This window comes from Sphingomonas sp. HT-1 (assembly GCF_048568905.1).
In the GTDB taxonomy this organism is placed as follows: domain Bacteria; phylum Pseudomonadota; class Alphaproteobacteria; order Sphingomonadales; family Sphingomonadaceae; genus Sphingomonas.
Map to the genome: position 1 here is coordinate 3,616,017 of NZ_CP183770.1, position 16,547 is coordinate 3,632,563.

Genomic DNA, 16,547 nt, shown 5'->3' on the forward strand with positions numbered 1-16,547 from the left:
CCATGCTGTGCCGGCAGCTTCGACGAAACCTTGTTCGTCAGTGGCGTGCAGCCGGCATGAGCCCCTCCCCAACCTTGCTGGTGGTGGAAGACGATGCCGCGATCCGGCGATTGCTGGCCATCGGCCTTGATCGCGCCGGATATCGGGTGGTGGAAGCCGGCACGGCGCATGCCGCACTGGCCGCGCTGCAGGCGGAGCGACTTGATGCGGTGCTGCTCGACCTTGGCCTGCCGGATCGGGACGGGATGGAGCTTGTGCCGCTGCTGAAAGGTGCGGGGGTTGCCGTGCTGGTGATTTCCGCGCGCGACGGCACCGACCAGAAAGTGACGGCGCTGGACCTGGGAGCCGATGACTATGTGACGAAGCCGTTCGACATGGCGGAAGTGCTGGCCCGCGTGCGAACCGCCCTGCGCCATCGTCGTGCGCGCGAGACGGACGCGCCGCCGGTGCGGATCGGCGATGTCGCGATCGATATCGCCAACCGCCAGATACGCAGGGCAGGGGAGGAGGTGCACCTGACGCCGAAGGAATTTGCATTCCTCGCCGAATTGGCCAGGCACCCGGGCCGCGTCGTGACGCATAGTCAGTTGCTGCGCACGATCTGGGGCATCGGCCGCGAAGACGATGTCGAATATCTGCGGGTGGCGGCGCGCGGCGTTCGCCGCAAGCTCGATGCCGATCCTGCCCGGTCGCTGATCCGCAACGAACCGGGCGTCGGCTATCGGCTGATTGCGGAGGGCTGATACGGGCTTGCGGCCCGCTGCTCCGCCGAGAGGGCGTGCCCCGGTGCGGCCGCCTGCGCCATGGCGGCGCCGACCAGGATCAAGGTCGGCCCGTCGCCCGCAAGCCCCTGAACAGCGATCGGCAGCAGATCGAGCCGGGTGTGGAGGAAGCGTTCCGCCGGCAGGCTCACATCGCAGGCGACGAGGACCGGGGTAGATCCCGCCAGCCCGGCGCGCTGCAGTTGTCGGCTGATTTCCGGCGCGGCACCGCGACCCATATAGAAGATCGTGGTGCAGGCGGGATCGGCGAGCGCCGGCCAATCGAGGTCGAGCGGCTCCTCGCCGCGCTTGTGCGCCGTGGCGAACTGAACGCGACGGGCGAGACCGCGCAGCGACAGCGACAGCCCGGCCGCGGCGGCGGCGGCGCTTGCCGCAGTGATGCCCGGACAGATGCGAGTGGCGATGCCTGCGCCCGCCAAGGAGGTTATTTCCTCCATGGAGCGGCCGAAGATCGAAGGATCTCCCCCCTTCAGTCGCACGACGCGCCCGCCCGCCTGGGCCGCCTGCACCAGAAGGCTGTTGATCGAATCCTGGTCCTTGGAATGGCGACCGGAGCGCTTGCCCACCGGCACGCGCTGCACCGCCTTGGGGATGAGGTCGAGGACGCCGGCGCCGACCAGCGCATCGTAGAACACGATGGTCGCGGTGCGCAGCAGCCGTTCGGCCTTGCGGGTCAGAAGATCCGGATCGCCCGGGCCTGCGCCGACCAGCCATACGCTGCCTGCAGGGAAATCATCGACCATGTGCGGCTTCCTTTGGCATTTCGGTGAGGATGCGGGCAAGTGCGGGGCGGCAGGAGCCGCAATTGGTGCCGGCGCCGATGGCGGCGCCAATCGCGGCGACGTCCACCAGCTGCTGATCGCGGATTGCCGCGACGATCGTGTGCAGGCCGACATCGAAGCAGGCGCACACCACCGGCCCGCGATCGACCTGCGCCCCCGGCGCGCGCCCTGCCAGCACCTGCAAGCCCTGGGGGCGGCCAAGCTGTGCGATCAGCCAGTCGCGACCTGGCAATTCACCGGTGCGGGTGACGAACAATATGGCGGCGAGCCTGCCTTCGCGCAGGATGGCGATGCGCCGGGTGCCGCGCGCGGGATCGATCGCCTCGATGCGCTCGCCTTTTGGAAGAGCGCGATCGAGTTCGGTCGAACCGCCACGGCCGGCCAGCTCGAACAGCGCTCCGCCGGGCACGGTAACACGAGTCGCCCATAGGCAGTCGGGCGAGGGCGCGTCGCCATGGACGATCAGAAAGCCGCGCCAGTCAACAGCGACGGGGGTGATCCTGGCCGGGCACAGCTTGAAGCCGGGCTGGCCCGAATGCGGATCGGCAAGGTCACGGGCGAGCAGGCCGGTGCGACCGCCGCTCGATTGGCGGTCGGTCCAGTGGATCGGCGTGAACAGCTCGCCTCGCCGTTGGCCGGAATGATGCGCGACACGAAACACGCTCTCCCCCTGCGGCGTGGTCAGCCGTGCCAGCCCGCCGTCGTCCAGACCCAGTGTCACGGCGTCCTCGGGGTGGATCTCGACCAGTGGCTCCTCCCGGTGGCGCGCAAGCTTGGGCGACAGGCCGGTGCGGGTCATGGTGTGCCACTGATCGCGATAGCGGCCGGTATTGAGCGTCATCGGCCAGTCGCGAAGCGGTGCTTCCAGCGGGCGCTGCGTGACTGCGACCAGCCGGGCATGGCCGGTGGAGGTCGGGTATCGACCGTCCGCGAAAGGCCGTGCGCTCCACTGGAACGGTGCCATCGCATCATAATCGTGATTGCCGATCGCCGCCTTGGCGCGAAGATCGAGCATGCGGGTACCATTATTGCGAAAGGCGGTGAGCCGGGCGTGTTCGCGCCAGATCTCGGCCGGCCGATCATAGGTGAAGGCGGTGCGGAACCCCATCCGCCGCGCCACCTGGGTCACGATCCACCAGTCCGGCTTCGCTTCTCCTGGAAGCGGCAGAAACGCGCGCTGGCGGCTGATCGTGCGTTCGGAATTGGTGACGGTGCCGTCCTTCTCCCCCCAGGCCGCGGCGGGCAGGCGGACATGGGCGTGGACGCTGGTGTCGGTCTCGGCGATCACGTCGGAGACGACGACGAAGGGGCAGGCGGCCAGCGCCTCGCGCACGCGGCCGGCATCGGGCATCGACACGGCGGGGTTGGTCGCCATGATCCACAAGGCCTTGATCCGTCCCTCCCCGACCGCGCGAAACAGGTCCACCGCCTTCAGTCCGGGTTTGGTCGCCATGCGCTCGGCGGCCCAGAAGCGACCGACATCGGCGATGTCCTGCTCCCCGAAGCCGCGATGCGCCGCCAGCGTCGAGGCAAGGCCGCCCACCTCGCGACCGCCCATCGCATTGGGTTGGCCGGTGATCGAGAAGGGCGCCGCGCCGGGCCTGCCGATGCGGCCGGTGGCGAGATGGAGGTTGAGGATCGCGTTCACCTGATCCGTCCCGCGGATCGACTGGTTGATGCCCTGGCTGAACAAGGTCACCGTGCGGGGATGTGCGACGAACAGCTGGTAGAAGCGCTGGAGATCGGCCGGGGGTAGGTCGCAGGTCTGGGCCGTGGTCCAGAGATCGTGGCCCTCGCCCAGCGCTTCCCAAAACCCGTCCGGCGTGTCGAGCTCGCCGGCGTCGGCCAGTCCCTCGGCGCGGCAGTGCGCGAGCAGGCCGTTGAACAGCGCCACGTCACTGCCCGGGCGCAGCGGCAGGTGGAGGTCGGCCTCCTCTGCGGTTTCCGTCCGGCGCGGGTCGATCACCACCAGCTTGGTGCCGCGTTCGGTGCGAGCGGCCATGATGCGCTGATAGAGGACCGGGTGGCACCACGCCGTGTTCGATCCGACCAGTACGATCAGGTCGGCGGCGTCGAGGTCGGCATAGCTGCCCGACACCACGTCTTCGCCGAATGCGCGCATATGGCCGGCAACCGCACTCGACATGCAAAGCCGCGAATTGGTGTCGATATTGGCCGAGCCGATGAACCCCTTCATCAGCTTGTTGGCCACGTAGTAATCCTCGGTCAGCAGCTGCCCGGAGACGTAGAAGGCGACGCTGTCGGGGCCGTGCTCGGCGATTGTCTCGCGGAAGCGACGGGCGACGAGGTCGAGCGCCTTGTCCCAGCTGGCGCGACGCGCGCCGATCATCGGGTGGAGCAGGCGGCCCTCCAGACCAACGGTCTCGCCAAGATGCGTGCCCTTGGAGCAGAGCCGTCCCCGGTTGGCGGGATGCTCGGGATCACCCTCGATGCGCACGGTGCGCTCGCCGGTGACGGTGGCGCGGACGCCGCAGCCTACTCCGCAATAGGCGCAGGTGGTGTGGGTGGCCCTCCTCACGCCGCCGCCCGCACCGGGCTGGCGAGCAGGATCCGCTCGCCTTCCACCCGCACCGGCACCACCGGCGTGCAGCCGACATCTTCGCCGACCGCTGCGCCGGTCGCCAGCGAAATGCGCATGTTGTGGAGCGGGCAGGCCACCGCATGGCCGTGGACGATGCCGGCGCTCAGCGGGCCGCCCTTGTGCGGGCAGCGGTCGATCAGCGCGAAGACCCGGTCGTCATGGGTGCGGAACACCGCGATGGGCTCGCCGCCCAGCGTCAGCGTGCGGCTGCCCCGCAGCGGCAGGTCGGCAAGCGTGCCGATATCGATCCAGTCGGTCATGGACATCACTCCGCGGCGGCAAGAAGGGGCTGATGGAGACCGGCATCGGCGCCGGCGACGCGATCGGCCCAGGGATCGTCCTGGCTGAAGGATTGCGAATGCCAGAAGCGCGCGGCGAGCGCGTCGCGGCCGGCCTCGTCCTCCACGACACGGGCCTTCACCGAAGCGAGCCCTACCCGCTCGATCCACGGCGCGGTGCGCTCCAGATAGCGTGCTTCCTCGCGATAGAGCTGCACGAAGGCGGCGGCGTAGTGCATCGCCTCCTCTTCGGTCGCGACCTTCACCAGCAGGTCGGTCGCGCGGACATGGATGCCGCCATTGCCGCCGACATGCAGCTCGTAGCCCGAGTCGACGCACACCACGCCGAAGTCCTTGATCGTCGCCTCCGCGCAGTTCCGCGGGCAGCCGGAGACCGCCATCTTGAACTTGTGCGGCATCCAGCTGCCCCAGAAGCCCCGCTCCAGCCTGATGCCGAGCCCGGTCGAGTCCTGCGTGCCGAAGCGGCACCATTCGGAGCCGACGCAGGTCTTCACCGTCCGCAGCGCCTTGGCATAGGCGTGCCCCGAGACCATCCCCGCCGCGTTCAGGTCCGCCCAGACCGCAGGCAGGTCCTCCTTGCGGATGCCGAAGATATCCAGCCGCTGGCCGCCGGTGACCTTCACCATCGGCGCGTTGTACTTCTCCACCACATCGGCGATCGCGCGCAGCTCGGTGGGCGTGGTCACTCCGCCCCACATGCGCGGCACCACCGAATAGGTGCCGTCCTTCTGGATGTTGGCGTGGAGCCGCTCGTTGACGAAACGGCTCTGCTGGTCGTCGATATATTCGCCCGGCAGCGCGCAGAGCAGATAATAGTTGAGCGCCGGCCGGCAGGAGGAACAGCCGTCGGGCGTCGACCAGTGCAGCGTCTGCATCACCTCCGGAATGGCGCGCATGCCCTGTTCGACGATCGCGCGACGCACCTCGTCATGGCCATAGCTGGTGCATTTGCACATCGTCTTCGGCCCGGCCTGTACGCCGTCCTCGCCCAGAATCAGCGCGAGTAGGTTCTCGACGATGCCGGTGCACGATCCGCAGCTGGCCGAAGCCTTGCAGCCGGCCCGCACCGCATCGAGGCTGCACGCCCCGCCGTGGATCGTGGCGACCACCTGCCCCTTCGAGACGCCGTTGCAGCCGCAGATCTCGGCATCGTCCGAGAGCGCCGCAACGGCAGCCTTAGGGTCCAGCTGCCCCCCTCCCGAGGCGAAGGCCTGGCCGTAGATCAGCACGTCGCGGATCGCGGCGACGCTCTCGCCCTTCTTGAGCAGGTCGAAATACCAGCCGCCATCGGCGGTGTCGCCGAACAGCACCGCGCCGATCACGCGATCGTCCTTCAGCACCACCCGCTTGTAGATGCCGCGCGCCGCATCGCGCAGCACGATGTCCTCGCAGCCCTCGCCGCCGGAGAAGTCACCGGCCGAGAACACGTCGAGCCCGGCGACCTTGAGCTTGGTCGAGGTCACCGATCCGCGATAGGGATTCTCGCGTGCGACCAGCCCGTCGGCCAGGCTGCGGCACATGTCCCACAAGGGTGCCACCAGCCCATAGCATTGCCCGTCATGCTCTACGCATTCGCCCACCGCGAGCACGTTGGCGTCGCTGGTCACCATATGGTCGTCGACCTGGATGCCGCGGCCCACTGCCAGTCCGGCCTCACGGGCGAGCTTCACCGAAGGCCGGATGCCCACCGCCATCACCACCAGCTTGGCCGGAATGACGCGGCCGTCCTTCAGCTGCACGCCTTCGACCTTGCCGTCGCCCAGGATCGCGGCGGTGTCGGCGCCGGTGAGGATCGTCTGCCCGCGCGCCTCAAGCGCGGACTTGAGCAGCCACCCGGCCGCTTCGTCGAGCTGGCGCTCCATCAGCGTCGGCATCAGGTGGAGCACGGTAACGTTCATGCCGCGGAGGGTGAGACCATGCGCCGCCTCCAGCCCGAGCAGCCCGCCGCCGATCACCACCGCATCGCCGCCTTCGCCTGCCGCCGCCAGCATCGCATCGACATCGGCCATGTCGCGGAAGCTGATCACGCCGGGGAGGCTATGCCCCGGCACCGGGATGATGAACGGATCCGAGCCGGTGGCGATCAGCAGCTTGTCATAGCCGGTGACGCGACCCGACTTGGCCGTCACGATGCGCGCGGCGCGGTCGATCGCCACCACGGGATCGCCGGCGACCAGCTCGATGCCGTGCTGCGCGTACCAGCCATGGTCGTTGATGACGATTTCCTGGAATGTCTTCTCGCCTGCCAGCACCGGCGACAGCATGATCCGGTTGTAGTTCACATGCGGCTCGGCGCCGAAAATGGTGACGCGGTAGCGCGTGCCGTCCCGCGCGAGCAGTTCCTCCACCGCCCGACAACCGGCCATGCCGTTGCCGATGACGACGAGATGCTCGCGCGTGTCGGCGGGGTGTTCCGCCGGGGCGGGGCTTTCGTCGGCGAGGATCGCCGTGGGTTCCAGAAACTCCATCCGCTTGGCTCCAAAACGAAAAAAAAGCCGCCATCCGGCGCCCGGTCTTTCGAACCGAGCGCTGGATGGCGGCTTTGCCATCAACAGGACCACGTTTTGCCCATCGGCGGGCTGGCGTGGCTATGTGGGTAAGGACAGCCTTGTCCTTCGCGGTGCAGCATAGCCCGATTCGGGCGACTGCTCAAGTGGTTCCGGAAAATCCTCCCCTGCGCGGGGAGGATCCGGTCAGTAGGTCCAGTCGAGCTGCAGCCACATCTTGGTGGTGTCGGTGGCGAACCGATCCGCCTTGTAGCGGGCGTAGCGCGCGGAGATTGCGGTCTTCTTCACCTTCACCGTGGCAAGCAGGTTCACCACGTCGCCATAATGCTGGTCCAGCCGGTCGCTCTGGAAACGGTGGTACAGCGCCTGGAACGAGAGAAGGTCGATCTTGCCCACCTTCTTCCAGCTATGGCTGCCGCCGACATAGATGTCGTGCAGGCCGTTCGGCGGATTGGTGGTGAACTTGTCCGCCCAGCCCTGAAACTTGAACACGCTGCCGAGCGGCGTCTGGAAGCTGGTGAGCGCCGTGCCGTTGCCCGCGCCGAGCACTTCGTACCCGGCATTCAGCGTCCAGTTGCCGATATCGAGCGCCCCGTCCGCCAGCCAGTAATCGGCCTTATAGTCGTTGGGATTGCGGTGATAATCGGACTGGCGAGCATAGCTGAACTGATAGTTCAGCTTCACTTTTGGGGCGATCGGCTGGCTGCCCGCCAGGCGCGCGCCGTAATTCTGGTTCGACAGGCGATAACCCTGCACGGCGGCTTCGTCCTGATCCACCAGATAGGCGAAGCCGGTGAGCGTGCCGATCGGCGTCGCGGCCGATATGTTGGCGAACACATTGTCGCCGGAGACGCCGCGCTGCCGGAAGCCGCGCCCGTCGCTGCCCCATACGGTGCGGACGTTCCACGCATAGGTGACGTCGACCTTCACCCCCTTCAGCGGCACGAGTTCGGTACGCACCGCATCATAGGTCTGGCCGTTGTTGCGGAAGCCGGCGGCACCCACGAAGCGCTCGTCGTCCAGGGTGATGCGCTGGCGCCCGGCGGTCACGGTCAGCGGCTGGGTGCGATAGCGGATCTGCGCGCGATAGATGGCGGCGTTTTCCGGATCGCCGATCACCGGTCGATCGGCCACTCCGCGCAATCCGTCATAATATTTGTCGACGACGGCCAGGTTGCCCTGCGCCTCGCCCAGTACCGACCAGGGCCCGCGGGTCGCCTCCACGCCCGCCCGCAGGCGGATCGTCACGGCGTCGGACGCCGCCGCCAGTCCGTCCTGGTCGACATGTTCGTAGCGGGTGCGCCCCTCGATCAGCGGCTTGACGCTAACCTCCTGCGCGCAAGCCGGGGCGGCGGCGACGAGCGCCGTCGCCATGGGGATCCAGAAACGCATCGATCTTCCTTCGGTCCGAAAGCGGCGGCATCTCGCAAGAAACGCCGCCTATCCAGTCAATTATATCCGAGCGGCCGTGTTCCAGGTCGCGCGCCACTTCATTTTTACCGCGCTGAGCCCCGCGAGCGCCGCCAGCGACAGCCCGGCAAAGATCAGAAAACCGGGCGAAAAACTGCCCGCCAGTTGCTTGGCGAAGCCCAGCGAGGAAGCGAGATAGAAGCCGCCAACGCCGCCTGCCATGCCGACGAGCCCGGTCATCACGCCGATCTCCGCCTGGAAGCGCTGCGGCACCAACTGAAACACCGATCCGTTACCGGTGCCCAGCGCCAGCATCGCCAGGACGAAGCAGGCTAGTGCGGCGGGCAGGGTGGCAGCCACGCTGACACCCGCCAGTGCAGCGGCGGCGACCAGGAACACGCCGGTCAGCGCCTTCACGCCACCGATCTTGTCGGCCAGCGCGCCGCCCAGCGGCCGAACCAGCGAACCGGCGAAGACGCAGGCCGCGGTGCAATAGCCCGCAACGATGGTGCTCAGTCCGAACTGGTCGGTGAAATAGATTGGCAGCGATGCCGCGAGACCGACAAAGCCGCCGAACGTCACCGAATAGAAGCCCATCAGCCACCAGGCGTCGGCGGACTTGAGCGGGTGGAGATATTCGAGCCAGCTCTTCGGCGCTGGGGCGTTCGGTGCATCCTTCGCCATCGCCATGTACAGCACGAACACGATCGCGAGTGGGATGCAGGCCAGCCCCAGCACCGCGTTCCACCCGAACAGCTTGGCGAGCGCCGGCGCGAACAGCGCGGCGAGAACCGTTCCCGAATTGCCCATCCCGGCCAGGCCCATCGCCTTGCCCTGGTGCTCGGCCGGATACCAGCGGCTGGCGAGCGGCAGCGCGATCGCGAAGCTCGCCCCCGCAAAGCCCAGGATCACGCCCAGTGCCAGCGTGCCGCCAAAGCTGTTCACGCCCATCAGATAGGCGGAAAGCAGGCCGCCGATCACGATCAGCTGGCTGATCGCACCCGAGCGCTTCGGGCCGATGCGATCGACCAGCAACCCATTGACGACGCGCAGGAACGCACCGGCGAGCGTGGGCGTCGCCACCATCAGCCCCTTTTGCGCGGCGGTGAGGTGCAGCGTCTTGGCGATGTCGGGCGCCAGCGGCCCGAGCAGCACCCACACCATGAAGGCGAGATCGAAATAGAGGAACGCGGCGACGAGCGTCGGCCAATGCCCGCTGCGCCAGAAACTGCCGTCTTTCGTCGTGCTGCCAGGTTCTTGCACGCGTTGATCCAGAAATGCCGTTGCCATGATGACTTCCCCAATGCCGATCTGAAAAGGACATGAAAAAAGCCGCTCGCCGGACGTTCGCACGGTTGCGAAATCCGGTCAGCGGCTTTGCTGCGTTCAGAGGGGGAGGCTTGCCCCGGCCTTGGGGTGCCCTCCCGATGGGCGCGCTTCGATGCGCGACTCGGGGATCATCGCGCGGATTGCGTTTTGCTGCAAGCGCGAAGTTGGAAAGACGTCTTCAGGCGGATAGGCCGACGCTCTGCCGACGGCTGCTGCACCGCTTGCTGACATTCGTGAATTGGTTGATGCTGCCGCATGCGCACTTTGCTTTCCGGTCCTTTTCCATGGCTGATCGGCGCGGGGGCGTTGGCTGTAACGGCGGCCTTCTTCTGGATATCGGGCACCGCGATTGTCATTGATGAAACTGGCGGGGTGGAAACCGCCTTTGTCACGAACAGCGGCGGAGCCGAGCAAAGGCTGCGTCGCATTTGGAACGGCTACTTCTTCGCTATTCCTCGGGTCGAAGGTACCATCGAGGTTCGGTGCACAAACGGTGTGCGCAAACAATGGGGGTCTGTGACGGGAGGCCTGCACACGGCAGTGCGCATCGTCGGAAAAAGGCCCTGCGCACTACTTGTCGAAGCAGATTGAACAACTTCACAAACGACTGCTTCCGACCAACTCGCGTGGTTGCGGCGATCCTTGTTCGCCGCGTCGAACCTCCGCAGACGTTGACTTGCGCGTTTAGTGATATTCACTATATGTTCCGCACATCGTGCTCTTTGATTGGTTCGGTAACTTCGTCCTGCTCGCGAAGCGACGCGCTTCGTGGCCCCGGTCAGCGTTTCGACAATCAGGCACATGACAAACGCCGCATGAGCCTAAACTTCCTAAACTTCATGTCGTCGGGTCGGCCTGTGGTGCGCACCGTCGAGGCGCACAGGCCTAAACTTCCTAAACTTTGGCCGGTGGCTGCCACCCGGCGCGACGGCGCTCACCAGCAGTCCGTATCCTTTTATTTTAGCCAACATCAATGGCTTACGGCCTAGCTGCGCACCTGTCCAAAGGCGGCCAGATACTCCTCCAGTCGCTCGGGATCGAAAACCCGTCCGTCGAAAAAGCGGTCGGGCCCGAGCGTCAGGGCGCCATGGTGGGATCCCACCCCGGTGGAGACGCCGACGGCGCCTTCCAGCTTCATGCTGGCACCGGGCATCGGCTCGCCGCTGGCGGCCAGTGCGCGGCGGTACATGTCCGGGCGGAACACCGCGCCGGCGGCTGCCTGGGCCTCCGCGCTGGGTTCCGCTTGTTTCCAGCGGACGAGCTGTGAATAGATCCACAGCGCCTGGCTGCGCCAGGGGAAGGCGGTCGCCTCGCGGTGGAACAGCAGGAAATCGGGCTGCAGGATCGCCGGGGCGCTGGCCCGGGGGATCACGATGCCGGCCAGCGATGCCTCGATCAGCTCGGCGGGCTCGCCGACATAGGCGTCGCGCGCCAGCAAGGCCGCCAGTTCGCCGCGGTTCGCCGGGTCGTCGCACCAGCGCGCCGCCTGTGCCAGTGCAAGCAGCAGCCGGTCGACGGTGTCGGCATGCGCCTCCATCCAGTCGGTGCGCAGCGCCAGTACTTTCTCGACGCCGCGCTGCCAGATGCGCGCGCCGATCGCCACCGCTTCGGCCAGGCCCTGCGCGATCGCCGCAGCCGGCCAGGGGTCGCCGGCGATAAACCCGTCGATCTCGCCCAGCCGCATCGCCTCCACGGTCAGCGAGGGCGGCAGCACCCGGAGCACCACGTCGCGGTCGGGATCGATGCCCACGCTGCCCAGCCAATAGCGCAGCATCAGCGCGTGGCCCGAAAAGCGGTGCACGATGCCGATGATCGGCTTGCGGCGGAACAGCCCGATCGCGGTGGCAAAGTCGTGGCCCGTGCCCAGCGGATCGGCCAGCCGGGCGGGAAGGTCGGGCTCCAGCGCCGCCGCGAACTCGCCGGACATCACCAGCATGTTGCCGTTGCTGTTGAGCTTGAACGGCGCCGAAAGGGCTGCCGGCTGCTGGCTAAGACCCAGGGTCACCGCGACGGCGAGCGGCGCGAGCATCTGCGCGGCTTGTACCTGGCCATAGACCAGCCGGTCGCGCAGCGTCGCCCAGCTGGTGGTGCGAACCAGCTCCAGGTCAATGCTTTGCGCCTCGGCGAACCCCTTTTCGCGCGCGGCGACCAGCACGGCGCTGTCGGTCAGTGGCAGGAAGGCGGCGCGTATCGTGGTCATGCGCCGCCTCCGCCCAACAGGCTGCTTGCGGTGATCAGCGCCTCGGCCACGTCGACCAGCCGCCGTCCCTGGTTCATCGCCGTCGAGCGCAGCAGCGCATAGGCATCGGGTTCGTTCAATCCGCGCTGCGCCATCAATATCGCCTTGGCCTTGTCGATCGTCTTGCGGTTGGCGAGCGCGGTGCGCGCTTCGTCCAGTTCGCTCTGCATACGGGAAAAAGCGGTGAACCGCCGCACCGCCAGCTCGAGGATCGGCTTCACCCGATCCTTGCGCAAGCCGTCGACGACATAAGCGGAAACGCCCGCATCGATCGCTGCGCCGATCATCGAATCGTCGGACTGGTCGACGAACATCGCGATCGGCTTGGCGAGTGCGCGGCTTACGAGGAGCATTTCCTCCAGCGTGTCGCGGCTGGGGCTGCCCAGGTCCATCAGCACGACATCGGGCGCCATCCGCTCGATCCGCGCGACAAAGGCGCCGCGCGGCGGCACGAAATGGATGTCGTCATAGCCGGCCTCGCGCAGGCCCTCTTCCAGGACCGACGCGCGCGCACCGCTGTCATCGACTATGACGATCCGCACCCCAGCGTCCCCTTCGCAGATGCAGCAGGGGTGGCAGCAAAGCTGCGGCCCGTCAATTTCCGAGCGTTACCGGAGCGTTCGCTCCAGGGCGTCGTGCCAGCCGGCGAGCAGGGTTGCCCGATGGCCGGCCTCCATGTCCGGGTCGAAACAGGCCTGGCGCGACCAGATGCGCGAAAGCTCGTCCAGGCCGGACCACAGCCCGACTGCAAGACCCGCAAGGAAGGCCGCGCCGCGGGCCGTGGTCTCCAGATCGTCCGGCCGCTCGACCGAGACCTGGAGGATGTCGGCGAGGAAGCGGCAAAGCCAGTCGTTCGCCGCCATGCCGCCGTCGACGCGCAGCGTGGCGGGTTGGCCGCCGCCATCCCGCACCATGGCCTCCAGCAGGTCATGCGTTTGATAGGCGACCGCTTCGAGCGCGGCGCGGGCGAGATGGGCTTGGGTGGCGCCGAGCGTGAGGCCGAAGATCGCGCCGCGCGCATCGGGATCCCAATGCGGCGCACCCAGGCCGACAAAGGCGGGTACCATGTAGACTCCGTGGCTGTCGGGTACCCGCGTCGCCATGTCGTTGGTCTGCCGCGCATGGGTGATGACGCCGATGCCGTCGCGCAGCCACTTCACCGCCGCGCCGGCGATGAAGATAGATCCTTCGAGCGCGTACTGGGTGCGCCCCTCGATGCGATAGGCGGGAGTGGTGAGCAGGCGGTGGGTAGAGGCCACTGCTTCCTCGCCCGTGTGCATCAGCATGAAACAGCCGGTACCATATGTGGACTTCACCATGCCGGGCGCGAAGCAGCATTGGCCAAACAGTGCTGCCTGCTGGTCCCCCGCCATACCGGCGATGGGGATGGGAGCCCCGAACAGCGCCGGATCGGTGGTGCCGAACAGATGGGCATTGTCTTCCACCGCCGGCAACACGGCCATGGGCACGCCGAACAGCCGACACAGGTCTTCGTCCCACGCGCCGCGATGAATATCCCACAGGCAGGTGCGAGCGGCGTTGGTGACATCGGTTGCATGAACCGTGCCGCCGGTCAGCCGCCACAGCAGGAAACAGTCCACGGTGCCGAACGCCAGCTCGCCGCGCTCTGCCCGGGCCCGGGCGCCTTCGACATGGTCGAGAATCCAGCCGATCTTGGTTGCCGAGAAATAGGGGTCGACGAGCAGGCCCGTACGGGCGCGGACGAGATCTTCGGCCCCTTCCGCCTTCAGTTGCTGGCAGCGATCGGCGGTGCGGCGATCCTGCCAGACGATCGCCGAATAAATGGGAGCACCGGTCGCGCGATCCCACAGGATGGTGGTCTCGCGCTGATTCGTGATGCCGATCGCCGCGATCTCGGCGGCGCCGAGGCCGCTCTTTCCCAGCGCCTCTCGCGCGGTGGACAGCGTGTCGCGCCAGATATCCTCGGGATCATGCTCGACCCAGCCCTGTGACGGATAATGCTGGGCGAATTCCACCTGCGCCGTGACGACGCGCCGCCCCTGCGAATCGAAGATCACGCTGCGCGTCGATGTCGTGCCCTGATCGATCGCCAGGATGTGGACCTTCTTCACTTTCTTCCCCTCCATGTTCGTTTGAAGGCTCATGTATTTTCGTTCGCACGTCAACGCTTTCGTTTTCGTGCCGATCCTGCTATAGAAGTATGAAGAATTGGCTGGGACGAAGCATGGCTGAAACGCAATCCCGCGACCTGTACGACCTGTTGGTGGTAGGCGGCGGCATCAACGGCGCCGGCATCGCCCGCGACGCGGCTGGGCGCGGCCTTTCCGTCCTGCTGGTCGAGCAGGACGATCTCGCCAGCCACACCTCTTCGGCATCGACCAAGCTGATCCATGGCGGGCTGCGCTACTTGGAGTATGGCGAGTTCCGCCTGGTGCGCGAGGCGCTGATAGAGCGCGAGCGGCTCTGGGGCATGGCGCCGCACATCATCTGGCCGCTGCGGTTCGTGCTGCCGCAGACGCAATCCCCGCGCCCGGCCTGGATGGTGCGGCTGGGGCTGTTTCTCTACGACCACTTAGGCGGGCGAAAGAAACTGCCTGGCACCGACAGCATCGATCTGGCGCACACGCCCTTCGGCCGCGGGCTGAAGCAGGCGCAAGGCAAGGCGTTCGTCTACTCCGACTGCTGGGTAGAAGACAGTCGCCTGGTGGTACTCAACGCCATGGACGCGGCGGCGCGCGGCGCGGAGATCCGCACCCGCACCCGTCTGGTCGACGCGCGGCGGGAAGGTGCCGTGTGGCAGGCGACGATCGCCCAGGAAGCGGGCCCGCAGTGGCAGGTGCGGGCGCGGGTGCTGGTAAACGCGGCGGGGCCTTGGGTTGCGGATGTGCTGGGCCGCGTGCCCGATGTTATCGCCGACCGGGGACTTCGCTTGGTGAAGGGCAGCCATCTGGTGGTGCCACGGCTGTACGAAGGTGACCACGCCTTCATGCTGCAGAACCCGGATCGTCGGATCGTCTTCACGGTTCCCTATGAAGGTGCTTTCACTCTGATAGGTACCACCGACGAGGCCTGGGACGGCGCGCCGGGCAGGGCGCAGATCAGCGAAGGCGAGACGCGCTACCTGCTCGACACTGCCGCCCGCTATTTCGAGCGCGCGCCGCGTGAAGCGGATATCGTATGGAGCTATGCCGGCATCCGCCCGCTGTACGATGATCGGAAAGGTAATGCCTCTGCGGTCACGCGCGATTATGTGCTTGATCTGGACGGCGGCGAGGGCCAGGCGCCGATGCTGAGCATTTTCGGCGGCAAGATCACCACGTATCGCAAGCTGGCCGAGCATGCGCTGGCAGAACTCGCGCCGCACGTGCCCGCGGCGGGGGGTGCCTGGACGGCGGGTGCGGCGCTGCCGGGTGGTGACATGGCGAACGGCGATTTCGAGGCCTATCTGCAGGCGCTGCGGGCCGAGCGGCCTAGTCTTCCCACACCGCTGCTGCGGCGCCTTGCCCGCGCCTATGGCACGCGCGTGGCGGCACTGCTGGGCGATGCCCGCGCAATGGTGGACTTGGGCGAGGATTTCGGCGGGGGCCTGACCGAACGCGAAGTCGAGTATTTGCGCGCCCATGAATGGGCGCAGACCGCGGAAGACATATTGTTCCGCCGCAGCAAGCTGGGCCTGCACGTGCCGCCGGACACGGCGGCTCGCCTCGCCGCCTATCTGGCCGGCGAGCATTCGCCCGGTCTGCGTCGGCGCGCCTGATGGCGGAGGAACTGCCCGATATCGTTGCCCAGCGCCATGCGCGGATCCTGGAACTCGCCCGCCACACTGGCAGCGTCACCGTGGAAGCGCTGGCAGCTGAGTTGGAGGTGACGCCGCAGACCATCCGCCGCGACCTGAACCTGCTCGCCAGGCGGGCGATGCTGTCGCGAGTTCATGGCGGCGCGATCGTCACGTCGGGCGTGGACAATCTCGATCGCGAGGCGCGGCGCCAGGTGGCAGCAAGTGCGAAAGCCGCGATCGGCGCGGCGGCGGCGGCGCTGGTGCCGGACGGCGCCAGTCTGTTCATCAATATCGGCACGACGACCGAAGCGATCGCCCGTGCGCTGGTCAACCACCGGCACCTGCTGGTCGTTACCAACAACCTCAACGTGGCGGACATTCTCGGCGGGGTTCCGACGATTGAGGTGATCGTTGCCGGCGGACGAGTGCGGGCCAGCGATCGCGCGGTGGTAGGCGCGCTGGCGATGGACTTCCTGCGCGGCTTCAAGGTCGACTTCGCGCTGATCGGCGCGTCGGCGATCGATGCAGGGGGAACGCTGCTCGACTTTGACGTCGACGAGGTGCGCGTTTCCCAGACCATCATCGAACAGGCGCGCACCGTCATTCTGGCCGCTGATCAGAGCAAGTTCGGGCGGCCCGCGCCGGTTCGCATCGCCGAGATTGCGGCAGTGGATTACCTGGTCACCGACCGCCTGTTGCACGACGGCATCATTGCAGCATGTCAGGCCGGAAAAGTGAACGTACGCGAAACGACTCGTTGATTGGTAAGGCCTCATTAGCTATTATGGCCTTACCAATAAAATAAGTGCAGCCGAATCCGGCAGCTGGAGAGAGCAG

General features: G+C 66.9%; 13 protein-coding genes. 4 read left to right on the forward strand and 9 right to left on the reverse strand.

Annotated elements, in window-relative coordinates; genetic code table 11:
* Positions 1-56: 56 nt before the first annotated feature.
* On the forward strand, positions 57-743 hold the full coding sequence (locus ACNFJ7_RS17110; RefSeq protein ID WP_019368562.1) for a response regulator: 687 nt from the start codon (positions 57-59) through the stop codon (positions 741-743).
* On the opposite strand, the gene cobA is transcribed toward ACNFJ7_RS17110, so the two are convergent.
* The 6 genes from cobA to ACNFJ7_RS17140 form a co-directional block, all read right to left on the reverse strand.
* Entirely contained in the window at positions 719-1,525 is an 807-nt protein-coding gene (gene cobA / locus ACNFJ7_RS17115) for a uroporphyrinogen-III C-methyltransferase (RefSeq protein WP_019368563.1), read from the reverse strand. The genes ACNFJ7_RS17110 and cobA overlap by 25 nt on opposite strands.
* Entirely contained in the window at positions 1,515-4,103 is a 2,589-nt protein-coding gene (locus ACNFJ7_RS17120; RefSeq protein WP_019368564.1) for a nitrate reductase, read from the reverse strand. The genes cobA and ACNFJ7_RS17120 overlap by 11 nt, the downstream gene beginning before the upstream one ends.
* The gene (gene nirD / locus ACNFJ7_RS17125) at positions 4,100-4,426 is read right to left on the reverse strand and encodes a nitrite reductase small subunit NirD (RefSeq protein ID WP_026008963.1); all 327 of its coding nucleotides are present in this window, start codon (positions 4,424-4,426) and stop codon (positions 4,100-4,102) included. The genes ACNFJ7_RS17120 and nirD overlap by 4 nt, the downstream gene beginning before the upstream one ends.
* A gap of 5 nt (positions 4,427-4,431) precedes the next feature.
* Positions 4,432-6,933 carry a nitrite reductase large subunit NirB gene (gene nirB / locus ACNFJ7_RS17130; RefSeq protein ID WP_058805487.1) on the reverse strand — a complete coding sequence of 834 codons (2,502 nt, stop codon included), beginning with the start codon at positions 6,931-6,933 and terminating at the stop codon, positions 4,432-4,434.
* A 225-nt stretch (positions 6,934-7,158) separates the two neighbouring features.
* Complete coding sequence (locus ACNFJ7_RS17135; RefSeq protein ID WP_019368567.1) at positions 7,159-8,364, reverse strand: alginate export family protein; 1,206 nt, start codon at positions 8,362-8,364, stop codon at positions 7,159-7,161.
* A gap of 60 nt (positions 8,365-8,424) precedes the next feature.
* The gene (locus tag ACNFJ7_RS17140; RefSeq protein ID WP_019368568.1) at positions 8,425-9,672 is read right to left on the reverse strand and encodes a nitrate/nitrite transporter; all 1,248 of its coding nucleotides are present in this window, start codon (positions 9,670-9,672) and stop codon (positions 8,425-8,427) included.
* Positions 9,673-9,966: 294 nt separating this feature from the next.
* On the opposite strand from ACNFJ7_RS17140, the gene ACNFJ7_RS17145 reads away from it, so the two are divergent.
* Positions 9,967-10,302 carry a hypothetical protein gene (locus ACNFJ7_RS17145; RefSeq protein ID WP_152997937.1) on the forward strand — a complete coding sequence of 112 codons (336 nt, stop codon included), beginning with the start codon at positions 9,967-9,969 and terminating at the stop codon, positions 10,300-10,302.
* Between the two features lie 394 nt (positions 10,303-10,696).
* Here the strand turns inward: ACNFJ7_RS17145 and ACNFJ7_RS17150 are convergent, their stop codons facing one another.
* From ACNFJ7_RS17150 to glpK, 3 genes are all read right to left on the reverse strand, one after another.
* Entirely contained in the window at positions 10,697-11,911 is a 1,215-nt protein-coding gene (locus tag ACNFJ7_RS17150) for a CmpA/NrtA family ABC transporter substrate-binding protein (protein WP_019368569.1), read from the reverse strand.
* Entirely contained in the window at positions 11,908-12,492 is a 585-nt protein-coding gene (locus ACNFJ7_RS17155; RefSeq protein ID WP_019368570.1) for an ANTAR domain-containing response regulator, read from the reverse strand. Before ACNFJ7_RS17155 ends, ACNFJ7_RS17150 begins: the two co-directional genes overlap by 4 nt.
* Positions 12,493-12,558: 66 nt before the next feature.
* Positions 12,559-14,076, reverse strand: coding sequence for a glycerol kinase GlpK (gene glpK, locus ACNFJ7_RS17160; RefSeq protein WP_236704543.1), 1,518 nt, complete (start codon positions 14,074-14,076; stop codon positions 12,559-12,561).
* Positions 14,077-14,156: 80 nt separating this feature from the next.
* On the opposite strand from glpK, the gene ACNFJ7_RS17165 reads away from it, so the two are divergent.
* Both ACNFJ7_RS17165 and ACNFJ7_RS17170 read left to right on the forward strand, forming a co-directional pair.
* The gene (locus ACNFJ7_RS17165; RefSeq protein WP_058805489.1) at positions 14,157-15,689 is read left to right on the forward strand and encodes a glycerol-3-phosphate dehydrogenase; all 1,533 of its coding nucleotides are present in this window, start codon (positions 14,157-14,159) and stop codon (positions 15,687-15,689) included.
* Positions 15,689-16,471: a DeoR/GlpR family DNA-binding transcription regulator gene (locus ACNFJ7_RS17170; RefSeq protein WP_019368573.1), complete on the forward strand. Its 783-nt coding sequence runs from the start codon at positions 15,689-15,691 to the stop codon at positions 16,469-16,471. The genes ACNFJ7_RS17165 and ACNFJ7_RS17170 overlap by 1 nt, the downstream gene beginning before the upstream one ends.
* Positions 16,472-16,547 lie beyond the last annotated feature (76 nt).